This window comes from Enterovibrio baiacu (genome assembly GCF_004120195.1).
GTDB classification, from domain to species: domain Bacteria; phylum Pseudomonadota; class Gammaproteobacteria; order Enterobacterales; family Vibrionaceae; genus Enterovibrio; species Enterovibrio baiacui.
The window spans coordinates 241,201-253,805 of sequence record NZ_SCHN01000008.1; the positions used below are offsets into that span (position 1 = coordinate 241,201).

Consider the following 12,605-nt stretch of genomic DNA (forward strand, 5'->3'; position numbering starts at 1 on the left):
GTCAGTTCTTTTTCTCGCGAAAGGCGATTCGCGCTTCGATTTTTTGTCTTGCTTCACTGCAACGCGCCAGTCGTTTTTCCAACGTTAATAGGTTTTTTTGCATCTGTTGTTGTTCAACAAGCGTTTGGCATTGGCCAAGCTTCGACTCGGCATCACGCACCATATCATCAAGGCGTCGCTCCCAGCTTTGGTGTTGGGCGAGATCTTGATAAAGCTGGCCGATGGATGTGCCAAATTTCGGCGCAAAACGTCTCTCTTTGTGACGAACGGAGAGTGTCGCCATTTCTCGCTGTAACGCGCTGATCTGGTTAAGCAGTTTTTCACACAAGTAATTTGCTCTTATCGCAGTGAGTCGGCCATTTTCTTGCTCACGCTCTAGTGTCGCGACAAGGCTTTGAGCTTCAGAGACACACGGCGTGAGCAAGCGTGCGAGGCAACTAAAAAGACGCTCGTCGAACAAAGGCTTAATGGCCTCTCCCCGTTTTCTATCAATGTCCGCAGCATTAATAGCAAGGGTTTGTAATTGCTGTTTAAGCGTCGATAAATCCATCTTGCTCTCAAATAAAAACTTAGAACCAAGCGCTGTATGCGAGTTTTACTGCCATCACAACAACAACAGTAACAAAAACAGGGCGAATAAACTTCGCACCAAAGCGTATGGCTGAATGTGCGCCAATGAAAGCGCCTGCCATGAGGCAAACACCCATCGTTAAGCCGATGGCCCAGTTAACGTGACCCAAAATAATGAATGTCACCAAAGAGGCGATGTTACTGGTGAAATTCATTGCCTTTGCTAGGCCTGATGATAGCAAGATATTCATCTTATACAGCGACATTGATGAGACGGTCCAAAATGCGCCTGTACCTGGGCCGACAACACCGTCGTAAAATCCTAGCGCGAGACCTTGCCCCCACTGTTTGGTTTTAATTTTTGGGTCATTTTTCGGTAATTCATGGTTATCCGCTTTTGGCTGTGGATGCCAAATGGTGTAAACCGCGACTGCGAGAATGATCAGTGGCAACGATTTTTCAAGCCACTCGGTGCTGATGTAATCGACGATGAGTGTGCCAACGATCGCACCGACCAGCGTGGCGATAAAGGCTTGGGTCCAAAATACCGGCGAGAAGAGTTTTTTCTTGTAGTAAGTGAAGGCAGCCGTGGACGAAGCAAAGGTGGCAGAAAGTTTGTTCGTGCCCAAGGCTATGTGCGGGGGTAAACCAATAGAGAGAAGAGCAGGGACAGTTAACATGCCTCCGCCGCCTGCAACGGCATCAATAAAACCCGCAGAAAATGCCACCAACGCCAGAACGGCAATGGTGGTTGGATCTAATAGCTCGATCATTTTACGGCTCTTTATGTGTACTCAATGACACGCTTAAAAGGTGGAAGGGAATCCAGTAGGGCTTTTCCGTAACGTCGATTAATCACACGTCGGTCAAGCAACACAACTCTACCAGAGTCCTGCTCCTTTCGCAGTAGCCTACCTGCTGATTGTATGAGCTTTTTGCTGGCTTCTGGCACTGAGATCTGCATGAACGGATTCCCCCCTTTGCGCTCGATATATTCAGCATGTGCTTCTTCGACAGGCGATGTCGGTACGGCAAATGGGATTTTAGTGATAATCAGGTTGGTTAACTGATTGCCGGGAAGGTCAACACCTTCAGAGAAACTGCCAGTCCCAAAGAGTATGCTCACTTTTCCTTGCTCGCAGCATTTGCGGTGCGCATCTAGCGTTGCTGTTCGTGATGCTTCGCCTTGCACATGTAAGTGCCAACCATTTTTCTTTATCTGCAGGCGAAGCTTCTCTGCCACTTGGTTCATCTGCCAGTACGAAGAGAACAGCACCAAGCTGGCGGTTTGTCCTTCCAAGTATTCCAAAAGGATGTCTGGCAGCATAGCGGTGAACTGCTCCTGTTGAGGCTCAAAGGGGACGTTCGGCACAACTAACTGTGCATTCTCTTCATAATTAAAAGGAGAAGGTAGAGCGAGGAAGCGCGTTCCATCATTCTCTTCCAATCCAACCTGGCGGCAAAAGTAGCTAAATTGGTTTAAAGCGCGGAGCGTCGCTGACATGAGCGATACCCCTGCTGCTCTCGACCAAAGAAGTTGGTCTAAACGCCAGCCAATCTCGAGTGGCGAGACGTGAACGACGAGGTCTGTTTCTCTTTCAGCATCGCGCTGAATCCAGCGTGCAAGTGGCGCTCCCTTATTCGCGTTAGGCTGCGCCATTAAGGTCCACACTTTTTCGAGGTTTTCTAATCGCTGTAAGAAAAACGCCGACTCTGCTTGAATGGGATCGGCTAAGCGTGCGGCAATTTCGCCATCTTTGACGCGTTCAGAAACTAAATCATGGAGCTTCGCTAACGATTGATTGGCTTTTTTAGCTGCTTTTTGGATTTCTTTAGATAAATTGAACAGCGCTTCAGGCAACTCGCCATCTTCGAAGCGATAAATGCCATCACTGTTTAAAGGCATATCTGACAGCATGTCTCGCACCGACCTCAAGCTCGGAATGAGATCTTGAATCCCCGTTTGTAAGCTGTCCAAAAAACGTGAACTGCGCTTGATGTCTCCCGCATTGGCGATTTTCGATGCTGATTGGTTAAGCTTTTCTAGCCATGAGGCCGCGCCGAGCAAGCTTGCAGACGCGGCAGAAAAGTCGCGCGCAACAATCGGGAGGTGGTGCGCTTCGTCAATCATGTAGAGCGCTTGTTCTGGTTCTGGAAGGATCACTCCGCCGCCCAGTTCTAAATCTGCCATCAACAAACTGTGGTTTGCGACAATGACATCGGCTTTATCTAAATTTTCACGTGCTTTAGCAAATGGACAGCCTCTGTGCGCGATGAGGCCGGAGTGGCAGGTGTGCTTATCGGAAACAATACTTTGCCAAACAGTGTCGGGAATGGACTTTGGCCACGCATCTCTATCTCCTGACCATTTACCTTTACTGTAAGCAGCGTAGAGGTCATTCATGAGGTCAATTTCTGCTTTCTTAGGCTTATGATCGAACAGCGCTTGCTGACCGTGTCCTTCTTCACTGGCAAATGCCGCGAGTTTCTGCCCACAGCAATAACGCTGCCTTCCTTTCGCTAACACAAAGCTGAACTCACGAGGCACGACACGTCGAAATAAGGGCAAGTCTTTCTCTATCAATTGCTCCTGAAGCGCGACTGTGGCGGTAGAAACAACGACCTTTTTATTGTTATTCAGCGCATAGGGAATGGCACCTAAGAGGTAAGCCATTGATTTACCTATGCCTGTACCTGCTTCAGCCACCATTATCCGACGTTTTGGGTTGTATTCTCCCGCCAACGTTTTGGCAAGCTCCGCCACAAGAAAGTTTTGGGCTTTTCTTGGAATAAAGTTCTGCAATTGAGCTCGAAGATTCTCGTAGCTGCTACGTATGTCATTTTTGGTAGATGGACTAAGCATAGATGGCACATATTGGCGTGTAGATGGGCAGTATATCACGCATAAAGAATGTGAATGAGTTCAAGTATTCGCGTATTAGTTTTAATTTATGAGACTGAGATCACGATTATGGATTGAACTAATATTAGCTATCACTATGAAAAGCAAAGGGAATGCCTTTCACTGCATAGGTTGTAAATATGTAGATATATATGCTGTTTTATGGTTTTTGGTTGTTATTTTTTAGGATATTAATCTAAATAAGAATTGCGACCGACTTTGCAGAAAATTGACAATGCTATTTCAATAGCGTGACCCTGCTCAAATCGATGTTTTTAACTGACTGTATTTAAAGTTTATTTTCATTTTTTTTGTTTGTTTTAGGTTGATTTGACAGATTTTAGATTGTTCTGCACGATAACTTTCGAAGTTAAAGCGTATTTGTTGCGTCGTTGTTGTGACGTTGTGACGAGTGCAACCATAAAAGGGATCCCGGAACAGGAATTCCATTCTAATAAAGAAAAGGCAGTGGATTAACATGAAAAAGACAATTCTAGCTTTGGCAGTTCCAGCTCTTCTAGCCGCTGGTGCAGCGCAAGCTTCTGTAACATTGTACGAAGAAGATGGTACTAAAGTTGAAGTATCTGGTGCTGCAGAAGTTCAATACCGCTTGACTGGTGCCGAGGATGCTTTCAATGCTACTCGCGCCAAAGGTAATACTGTAAACCCTGGTGAAGATTCCGTGACAGGTTCTTCAACTGGAGACGGCCAAATCCGTGTTGATGATGGTGATATTGCTTTCCGTATTACTCACTCTGAAGACGGTGTCAACTATGCATTTGGTGCGATCGAGCTTCAGATCGGTGAAAAAGCAAGTAACAAATCTTCAGACGGTTCAGGTACTGGTGATGTAGTCAATGACGGTCTGTACGTTGGCCTTGGTGGTAACTGGGGTGAGCTTAGCCTAGGTCGTCAACTAGCAATTATTGATGATGCAGGCGTTGGTGTTGACTATGAATTGAAAGATGCTGCTGGTGTCGATTTTGAAGATACTGATTTTGACCAGTTGGTGAAATATCGTTATAGCGGTGACGGCTATTGGGCTGGTGCAAGTTACAATATTTCTCAAGACAATGCTGATGATCAATCGGGTCGTGAATTGTTCGAACTCGCTGGTGGTGTTAACGTTATTGACTCTTTGGAGCTTCGTGCCTACTACGCTGATTTCAAGCGTGAAGATTCAGCTAAATCTTCTGACAACGTAGACCAAACTGCTTGGGATGTTGAACTTGCTTTCAATCAAGACGCTTTTTACGTGGGTCTTCTTTATGGACAGTTCGAAGTTAGCCCTAACGTGAGTTCTTCTATCTCGAGTGATGAAAAAACTGATGTTATAGAACTTGCTGCTTCCTATACTGTGGGCAAAGGTAAATTCGGTGCAGGTGCAGCATTCAATGATGGTGAAGGCCGAAACGAATCTACCAGCTACTACTTGAACTATGGGTACAACCTGTTGACTAACTGTCGTGTATACACTGAACTTGGCTTTGAAGACGTTGAAGGTTCAACTGCTTCTAGCGATTGGGATGGCGTCGGTTATGTTGCTGGTATCGAAGTTAAATTCTAATTTAGCCGAAATACTGAAATGATATAAAGCCGCCCCAAGGGCGGCTTTATTTTGATTTAAAGGAATAAAAATGAAAAATTGGGTTATCGCACTCTTAATCACATTCCCCGCATTTACCGTTTCGTCGGCGACATTGTCCATGCAAAATGGAGTCGAACTGCTAGCTTTAAATGGCAAGAAAACTGAGTCTAAGAATAACCCCATTGCACTTCGTGACGGAAAAAATCAGATTGTTATTCGTGTTTATAAGGAGTTCTCTAAAGGTTCGAATAGCGACCTTTTTTCTTCTAGTCCTTATATTCTAACGTTTGATGAGCAAGGAGCCGATATCGTCGTTGCTTTGCCCGGTCGCATCAATGATTATCGTAAGGTTGAAAAAGAGTTCAGGTCTAAAGACAAACAACATTTTGAATTAAAAATGGGCGCGAGTAACCTTCAATATACGTCCGATCCTCTTCGTGGCAACGGTGGCTTTATTCCGTATTCAAATTTAGAAGAATTAATCGCAATTTATAATCAAGATAATGGCATAGCGGTAAGTCGCGAAGCCGTGGTAGATTTACAAGAAGCAGCAGTGACCGTTCAAGAGAATGGTGAGGTTGAAATCACAGGCGACTCAATCACCCAACTTAAACTTTGGTACACCAAAGCAACCAAAGAAGAACGTAAGACGTTTCGTAAGTGGATGATCGATCAAGAGTGATCGAAATGAGTTTTAGATAAACGCCCATTGGGCGTTTATCTCGTTATTCAAGAATGATAGTAGCGACTGTGTACTCGACATTCTTGGCAACGCGGCTCTGTCGGATCTTCAATGATATCTTGAAGATCGATCGGCTCTTCGCAATCAGCGCAGTAGCCAAACAATCCCGTGTGAATAGCACATAAGGCTGCGTCGATACGCTCAAGCCTAAAGCCATCATCATGGAGATCGTCACTTTCTCTGCGACATAACTTAATCAGGTGTGCAGTCGGTACGCTGGAAACATCTTGGCCTGTTAACCTTATCAGCGCATCTTCTAATCGACTACGAACCACTTCCTTCTCGTTCATCAGGTTTTTCTGTAGCTGTGCTACCTTTTCTATATCAAGCATGGTTTTGTCTTCGTGCGCCTCAAGTATCCGTATTAGTCTATTTCGAATTCGTATACAGGCTCTGACATATATCAATTCCAGTGGATAAACCCTGAAATTTGTCGGTATTTAGGGGGCGTTGAAACGGGTATATTGACAAACCACCGATAGGCGTACACGAAAAGAAGGACATAATCATGGATGCCAACTACAAAGACCCTTTTAGTTTTGCCCACTTTCTAGGATTGATAGCGGTCATTCTCTTGCCCACGTTGCCAGCTACACTCACGTGGATAAAAATGCTAAGCAGCTAGGTTAGGAGAGAAGAGTGGGGAATTCGCTTAAGCGGGTAGTATTGATTACGCTGGGTTGGCTATGTGTCGTCTTGGGGGTTATCGGTATTTTTCTCCCTCTTCTACCTACAACACCGTTTATCCTTCTTGCCAGTGCGTGCTTCATGCGCGGCTCTCCCGCCATTGCTAAATGGCTGCATCAGCACCCCAAGTTTGGCCCTATTTTGTATCAATGGCACCATCACCGCGCGATTGACCGCCGGGTGAAGCGTCGAGCTAATGTCTGCATTGTATTAAGTTTTACGCTCTCAATCTTTGTGGTGCCAGAAACATGGCAGAAAATCATGCTGATAAGTATGGCAACGGTACTTTTAATTTGGTTTAACCGTTTGCCTGAAGCCGAAGCAGTTGCCCACACCCCTGAAAATACATAACATGGCAGCAGAGCAAACCTAAGCGACATTGTTGTGTGTGCCAATACGCCGCATGAATACTGTCTCAGTCCTCCCCTAATATTGTTGGAAACCACATTGAGTGGTGAATCATTATGAGCCAAGACAAAATCGCATTTATCAAAGACAACATCAAATCCGTTCCTGACTACCCAAAACCAGGCATTATTTTCCGTGACATCACCAGCTTGATGGAAAACGCGGAAGCGTATCAGGCAACGATTGCGATGCTAGTGGAAAAGTACCGAGATCAAGGCTTTACTAAGATTGTGGGTACAGAGTCTCGTGGTTTCCTATTTGGTGCGCCACTTGCGCTTGAATTAGGTGTGGGTTTCGTACCTGTTCGTAAGCCAGGAAAACTGCCTCGCGAAGTGATCAGCGAAAGCTATGCACTGGAATACGGCGAAGACACGTTAGAGATTCATGTCGACGCGATTGTTGAAGGTGATAAAGTGTTGATGGTTGACGATTTACTCGCAACTGGCGGTACGATTGAAGCGACCACTAAGCTGATTCGTCGTTCGGGCGGTGATGTGGCGCATGCTGCGTTTATCATCAATCTACCTGAAATCGGTGGTGAGACTCGACTGCAATCACTTGGCTTAGATGTTTACAGCCTGTGTGAATTTGAAGGTCACTAAGTTTCAAACGTCGTGAGCGATAGAGCGTGATTCGTGAGATCGCGCTCTTTTTGTCTCTGTGCTAGGATGGCGGCAATATATGAAAAGATTTTATAACCTATGAGTTATCAGGTACTAGCCCGCAAATGGCGTCCTCATCAATTTAAAGATGTGGTGGGTCAATCGCATGTTTTAACTGCGTTAGCCAATGCCTTAGATCACAATCGCCTCCACCATGCTTACCTCTTTAGCGGTACACGCGGTGTAGGTAAAACGACGATTGCCCGCATTTTCGCAAAAGGTCTGAACTGCGAACAAGGTGTCACATCCACACCCTGTGGTGTCTGTTCTACCTGCCAAGAAATCGATCAAGGTCGATTTGTCGACTTGCTTGAAATCGATGCGGCATCGCGTACAAAAGTCGAAGACACAAGGGATCTTCTTGATAACGTCCAATACAAGCCAGCGCGTGGACGTTACAAAGTTTACCTTATTGACGAAGTCCACATGCTTTCTCGTCATAGCTTCAATGCGCTCCTTAAAACGCTTGAAGAGCCGCCTGAATACGTCAAATTCCTGCTCGCGACAACTGATCCACAGAAGCTGCCCGTCACTATTCTTTCTCGATGCCTTCAATTCCATTTGAAGCACTTGGATACGACCCAGATCAAGCTTCAGTTAGAACACGTGCTGACGGAAGAGACGGTCGCTTCTGAGCCTCGTGCGCTTTCTTTGATTGCAAGGGCGGCTGAAGGCAGTATGCGTGACGCCCTCTCCCTGACCGACCAAGCAATAGCGCTTGGAAGTGGCGCCGTGAACGAAGCACAAGTAACAGAAATGCTAGGTACGTTGAGTACTGACCAAGCCCTGTTGCTGCTGGAAACCCTTTCACGCGGTGATGCGAACTTAGTCATGCAATGCCTGACTCAGCTTGCCGAAGTTGGCGTTGAGTGGGATGGCTTACTCAAAGAAATTGCGAGCCAGCTGCATCGTGTCGCGATGGCACAAGCATTGCCAGAATCTGTGGATACGTCATCACCCGACGCAGAACGTGTGACAATGCTGTCTCACGCGCTCACGCCTCAAGACACGCAGTTGTTCTACCAAATCGTGCTACAAGGCCGACAAGATCTGCCTTACGCCCCTGATGGGCGAGCAGGGTTAGAGATGGTGCTACTGAGAATGCTTGCGTTTAGACCCGTGACCTCGACGCATTTCGAGCCAGAAGCCATTTCTGTGCCGTCTACAGAGCCGAGCCAGCGAGTTGCCGCATCGCCATCACAAGCAGCGCCCAGTGCGCAGGTCGCTCCCGTTCAGGATAGAATCGCGTCTTTAAAAGCGCAGGTTGCATCAAGTCGCGCACAGCCGCCAATACAACCTCAAACGGCCTCAACGCCTGCTCAGCCAGCAATGTCGGTAATGCCTGAAAGTGCACCAAACAATCAGCCTCCAAATGCGTACGCGCCAGCGAGTGCCCCTGCAGGCAATGCAGAGCCACAAGCGCCGATTCAACCGCACACTGCAGAGGTAGATCCTCAACTGTCATCGCACATGGCAGCGATGGAGCAAGATGCGCAGCGTGAATATGACGATGATGGCCGTGAATACAATGCACCATCACCGATGCAGCAAGCACCAAGTCATGCCTATGCGCCGCAAGGGCAACAACCTCCAGCTCCGAGTGAGCGTCCGTCTTCTGCGGGCGATTTGCTCGCGGCGAGAAACATGCTGCGTAGCAGAGCGCGTCAGCAGGAGGGGCAGCCGCCAAAAAAGGGTAGTCCGGCATCTGCCGGTCGTGAATCCTCGTCGGTGTTAGACAGGATCGCTGCGAAGCATAAGCCTGCAGATCCTGCTTTGTTTCAGCAACTCACCACACCAGGTGCGACGCCGATAAAAAGTGATGACGCCTATCGTTGGCAGCCGACAAAAATCGACGCGACAACGCCAGCCATTGTTGTCACGCCAGAGAAAATCAAGAAGGCGTTACTTCATGACCGAACGCCTGAAATGCGGAAAAAGCTCGAGCAAGAATCCATCGATCAAGATGAATGGTGCCGTATCGCCAATGCATTAGACGTTCCTCGTCTGGTGAAGCAAATGGCATTGAATGCATCCATGAAGAAAGAGGGGAACGATGTTGTGTTAACCCTTCGATCTGAACAAGCTCACTTGAACAAAGATAAAGCGCAAACGCTACTTGCTGATGGGCTGAGTCAATTAATCGGTTCTCCAATCAATTTAACGATTGAGCTAGGAGAGCAAGGGGTTACACCGCTAGAATGGCGAGATAAACTCTACACAGAAAAACTCACTCAAGCGGGTCAAAGCTTGAGTGATGATCCTAATGTTCGCTTTATCTGTCAGCGTTTTTCAGCTGAGCTAGATGAAGAAAGCATTCGACCAATATAACCACCCAAGCTAAAAGAGAGAGAATTATGTTTGGTAAAGGCGGAATGGGTAACCTGATGAAGCAAGCGCAGCAGATGCAAGAGCGCATGCAAAAAATGCAGGAAGAAATTGCAAACATGGAAGTCACTGGTGAAGCCGGTGCTGGCCTTGTTAAAGTCACCATCACAGGCAGCCACAGTGTGCGTCGTGTCGACATCGACGACAGCCTGATGGAAGATGACAAAGACATGCTTGAAGACTTGGTTGCAGCTGCATTTAACGATGCTGCACGCCGTGTTGAAGAAGCGCAAAAAGAGAAAATGGGCGACGTCACTGGCGGCATGCAAATGCCTCCTGGCTTCAAAATGCCATTCTAACGACGACGTTTATTCATTATGCGTACAAGCCAATTGCTTGAACAGTTGATGGAATCGCTGCGTTGCTTGCCTGGGGTTGGTCCCAAATCAGCACAGCGCATGGCATTTCATTTATTGCAGAGAAATCGTCAAGGTGGTATCAAGCTGTCCGAGGCGCTGGAATCTGCCATGACAGACATTGGCCACTGCGAGAAATGCCGTACGTTTACCGAAGAAGACGTTTGTGCAATCTGTGCCAATCCTCGTCGCCAAGAGAACGGCCAAATTTGTGTGGTAGAAAGCCCGGCAGACATTGCGGCGATTGAAGCTACAGGGCAGTACTCTGGTCGTTATTTCGTGCTAATGGGGCATTTGTCGCCATTAGATGGCATAGGTCCTTCTGACATTGGCCTCGATTTGCTTGAAAAGCGCTTAGAAACCGAAACGATTTCTGAGTTGATTCTCGCAACCAACCCAACAGTGGAAGGCGAAGCCACGGCACATTACATCAGCGAGTTATGCCTAGAGCATGAAGTCATTGCAAGTCGAATCGCGCATGGCGTTCCGATGGGCGGTGAACTTGAACTTGTTGATGGAACAACCCTATCTCACTCTATCGTCGGTAGACATCGACTACGATAACTGACCGACTAGATAGACAAGAAAGGCCGCATTCAGCGGCCTTTCTTTTATCTCAAAAACGTATTCAACAGCGTTTATTGACGATCGTAGGTATGTATTTGTGATGAATACTCAGCCTTGGTTATAGAGAACCATTGAACCGTGGTTGAGACTCGTCAGTAACAAAGCACTGGCACTCAGTACATCAATACGTCGTACTTTTTCTGCGCCCATTCGGTAAAAGGTTCTTACAAGCGCCAAGTCATCTTTTGAAAATTCTGACGTGTCGCCAGTGGTCACATCTTTCAACTCACCCAGCTTTAAGCGCAAGTAGCCGCCGCTGACCTCCCATTCGCCAGATTCGGAAACTGACATGATCACTTGAATGTTATCGACTTCATTCTTGAGAATAATTTGGGTATCGCGTGAATAGGTGTTGTTCGGTAAAAACACCATGTTGCTGTGCTGTTCGGTCGCCGTTATACCGGTCACATTGCGGTATGTTGACTCTTCAATGTAATTCACCGTGTTTGATTTCCATTCACGGGAAAGCAGCAAGGTCGATGTACGCACATCTTCACCCAAGAACACCCAACAGCTCCCGATAATGGCAAGGAACAACAGAAGAAATGGGCTGTAGCGTTTCATTTGATCTCTGCGGCGTGGTGTTGTGATTAGCGACATAGTGAATGACTCTCCTCTTGGCTGGTGAGCAGAACGTAGGTGAGGTTATCGTCAGTGTCTTTGTCGAAGTGGATATAGTTCAGCGAAATTTGGTTATCTTGGCCGCCTGTCACGATCACTTCGCTGAGTGAGCGAGACGATCCGTAATAATCCATGTATTTCGCGACGCATCGCTCGACCATAGGTTGCCACTTTTCAATCCGCGCATTATTAATGGGAATGTATACCGAGACGTCTTGGACGCGGAAAAACTCCTTAAAAGCTTCAGATTTCGGCGTGGAGGCAGCATAAAAGATAAGGGGCACTAAAAAGGCAAGAATCAATGCAAACCAAGAGCCGAGCGGCATTTTTGAGGATGTGTCTACCGGGGCGTCAATCGCAGGATTTGCCGCAGTGGCGGTTGGCATCAATGCAGGTTCAACGTGAAGCGTTTCAGTTGGAGGCGTAGGTGACGGCGCCAACGGATCACTGGCCGTTGCGTCACTGTTCGTGATGTCTTCTTGCGACGCCGCCTCGGGTTCCTTCACCTGTGGTGCGGGAATATCAACGTCTTGATCATTGTATGCTTCTACAGAGCAAACGACCTGATAACCACGCTTCGGCACAGTTTTTACAAACATCGGACTTTTGGTCGAATCTTTCAGTGCACGACGAAGCGTAGAGATGGATTGCGTCAGGCTTGAATCATCCACTTCAAACCCTTGCTTACGCCAAACGTAATCATGAATTCGGTGGCGCGTCACGATCGCATGTGGCTCTTCAATCAACACCATTAAAACGCGCGCTTCATTGCTGCCCAGTCGGATGAGTTCGTCTGATTCGTGGAGATCGATGACAGAGCTGTCACTAGGAGAAAAGACGAAGCGTTCTCCCAAAAGGTACCGGTTTGATTTGTTGAGCATTTGTTTACTTAACCTGCTGGAATTCTCGAATGCCACAAAGGACAGACACTGAATTTAAGTAAAATATGCGACGATTATACCTGAAATGAGAAAAGTACCTCAAGAAATGAAAAAATGATTTACGAGGGTTGAAAAGCGAATCTGCGCCCTTATTTAAAGAGAGTTACTTAGACTTA

At 47.1% G+C, this 12,605-nt stretch carries 13 protein-coding genes; 7 read left to right on the forward strand and 6 right to left on the reverse strand.

All coding sequences use genetic code 11. The annotated features are described in order from the left end of the window. Position 1: 1 nt before the first annotated feature. The 3 genes from priC to dinG are packed head-to-tail and all read right to left on the reverse strand — an operon-like array spanning position 2 to position 3,433. Positions 2 to 550, reverse strand: a complete 549-nt coding sequence (gene priC, locus EQP46_RS07995) for a primosomal replication protein PriC (RefSeq protein WP_129493142.1) — start codon at positions 548 to 550, stop codon at positions 2 to 4. A 19-nt stretch (positions 551 to 569) separates the two neighbouring features. Next, positions 570 to 1,343 carry a TSUP family transporter gene (locus tag EQP46_RS08000; protein ID WP_129493143.1) on the reverse strand — a complete coding sequence of 258 codons (774 nt, stop codon included), beginning with the start codon at positions 1,341 to 1,343 and terminating at the stop codon, positions 570 to 572. Between the two features lie 11 nt (positions 1,344 to 1,354). Further along, positions 1,355 to 3,433, reverse strand: coding sequence for an ATP-dependent DNA helicase DinG (dinG, locus tag EQP46_RS08005; protein WP_129493144.1), 2,079 nt, complete (start codon positions 3,431 to 3,433; stop codon positions 1,355 to 1,357). A gap of 517 nt (positions 3,434 to 3,950) precedes the next feature. Here dinG and EQP46_RS08010 point away from each other — a divergent pair. Together EQP46_RS08010 and EQP46_RS08015 are read left to right on the forward strand one after the other, a co-directional pair. Continuing rightward, entirely contained in the window at positions 3,951 to 5,039 is a 1,089-nt protein-coding gene (locus tag EQP46_RS08010) for a porin (protein WP_129493145.1), read from the forward strand. 70 nt (positions 5,040 to 5,109) lie between these two features. Continuing rightward, entirely contained in the window at positions 5,110 to 5,742 is a 633-nt protein-coding gene (locus EQP46_RS08015) for a YccT family protein (RefSeq protein ID WP_129493146.1), read from the forward strand. Between the two features lie 47 nt (positions 5,743 to 5,789). On the opposite strand, the gene EQP46_RS08020 is transcribed toward EQP46_RS08015, so the two are convergent. Then, positions 5,790 to 6,134 (reverse strand): TraR/DksA family transcriptional regulator, encoded by a 345-nt coding sequence (locus EQP46_RS08020; RefSeq protein WP_017008494.1) that lies wholly within the window; start codon positions 6,132 to 6,134, stop codon positions 5,790 to 5,792. Positions 6,135 to 6,441: 307 nt separating this feature from the next. Here EQP46_RS08020 and EQP46_RS08025 point away from each other — a divergent pair, with 307 nt between their 5' ends. From EQP46_RS08025 to recR, 5 genes are all read left to right on the forward strand, one after another. Continuing rightward, a complete protein-coding gene (locus tag EQP46_RS08025; protein ID WP_129493147.1) occupies positions 6,442 to 6,840 on the forward strand; it encodes a YbaN family protein in 399 nt (132 codons plus the stop codon). A 113-nt stretch (positions 6,841 to 6,953) separates the two neighbouring features. Next, entirely contained in the window at positions 6,954 to 7,499 is a 546-nt protein-coding gene (gene apt / locus EQP46_RS08030; RefSeq protein WP_129493148.1) for an adenine phosphoribosyltransferase, read from the forward strand. Between the two features lie 99 nt (positions 7,500 to 7,598). Next, a complete protein-coding gene (dnaX, locus tag EQP46_RS08035; RefSeq protein ID WP_129493149.1) occupies positions 7,599 to 9,887 on the forward strand; it encodes a DNA polymerase III subunit gamma/tau in 2,289 nt (762 codons plus the stop codon). 26 nt (positions 9,888 to 9,913) lie between these two features. Continuing rightward, positions 9,914 to 10,243 (forward strand): YbaB/EbfC family nucleoid-associated protein, encoded by a 330-nt coding sequence (locus tag EQP46_RS08040; protein ID WP_129493150.1) that lies wholly within the window; start codon positions 9,914 to 9,916, stop codon positions 10,241 to 10,243. 18 nt (positions 10,244 to 10,261) lie between these two features. After that, the gene (recR, locus tag EQP46_RS08045) at positions 10,262 to 10,864 is read left to right on the forward strand and encodes a recombination mediator RecR (RefSeq protein ID WP_017008500.1); all 603 of its coding nucleotides are present in this window, start codon (positions 10,262 to 10,264) and stop codon (positions 10,862 to 10,864) included. Positions 10,865 to 10,975: 111 nt separating this feature from the next. Here recR and EQP46_RS08050 read toward each other — a convergent pair whose 3' ends face one another. Together EQP46_RS08050 and EQP46_RS08055 are read right to left on the reverse strand one after the other, a co-directional pair. Next, the gene (locus EQP46_RS08050; protein ID WP_129493151.1) at positions 10,976 to 11,527 is read right to left on the reverse strand and encodes a regulatory protein ToxS; all 552 of its coding nucleotides are present in this window, start codon (positions 11,525 to 11,527) and stop codon (positions 10,976 to 10,978) included. Continuing rightward, the gene (locus EQP46_RS08055) at positions 11,518 to 12,429 is read right to left on the reverse strand and encodes a transcriptional regulator (protein WP_129493152.1); all 912 of its coding nucleotides are present in this window, start codon (positions 12,427 to 12,429) and stop codon (positions 11,518 to 11,520) included. Before EQP46_RS08055 ends, EQP46_RS08050 begins: the two co-directional genes overlap by 10 nt. Positions 12,430 to 12,605 lie beyond the last annotated feature (176 nt).

What these genes read in the sequence shown, in the direction of transcription:
- priC (WP_129493142.1), bottom strand. Translation starts at nt 550, where the DNA reads ATGGATTTATCGACGCTTAAACAGCAATTACAAACCCTTGCTATTAAT.
- EQP46_RS08000 (WP_129493143.1), bottom strand. Translation starts at nt 1,343, where the DNA reads ATGATCGAGCTATTAGATCCAACCACCATTGCCGTTCTGGCGTTGGTG.
- dinG (WP_129493144.1), bottom strand. Translation starts at nt 3,433, where the DNA reads ATGCTTAGTCCATCTACCAAAAATGACATACGTAGCAGCTACGAGAAT.
- EQP46_RS08010 (WP_129493145.1), top strand. Translation starts at nt 3,951, where the DNA reads ATGAAAAAGACAATTCTAGCTTTGGCAGTTCCAGCTCTTCTAGCCGCT.
- EQP46_RS08015 (WP_129493146.1), top strand. Translation starts at nt 5,110, where the DNA reads ATGAAAAATTGGGTTATCGCACTCTTAATCACATTCCCCGCATTTACC.
- EQP46_RS08020 (WP_017008494.1), bottom strand. Translation starts at nt 6,134, where the DNA reads ATGCTTGATATAGAAAAGGTAGCACAGCTACAGAAAAACCTGATGAAC.
- apt (WP_129493148.1), top strand. Translation starts at nt 6,954, where the DNA reads ATGAGCCAAGACAAAATCGCATTTATCAAAGACAACATCAAATCCGTT.
- dnaX (WP_129493149.1), top strand. Translation starts at nt 7,599, where the DNA reads ATGAGTTATCAGGTACTAGCCCGCAAATGGCGTCCTCATCAATTTAAA.
- EQP46_RS08040 (WP_129493150.1), top strand. Translation starts at nt 9,914, where the DNA reads ATGTTTGGTAAAGGCGGAATGGGTAACCTGATGAAGCAAGCGCAGCAG.
- recR (WP_017008500.1), top strand. Translation starts at nt 10,262, where the DNA reads ATGCGTACAAGCCAATTGCTTGAACAGTTGATGGAATCGCTGCGTTGC.
- EQP46_RS08050 (WP_129493151.1), bottom strand. Translation starts at nt 11,527, where the DNA reads ATGTCGCTAATCACAACACCACGCCGCAGAGATCAAATGAAACGCTAC.
- EQP46_RS08055 (WP_129493152.1), bottom strand. Translation starts at nt 12,429, where the DNA reads ATGCTCAACAAATCAAACCGGTACCTTTTGGGAGAACGCTTCGTCTTT.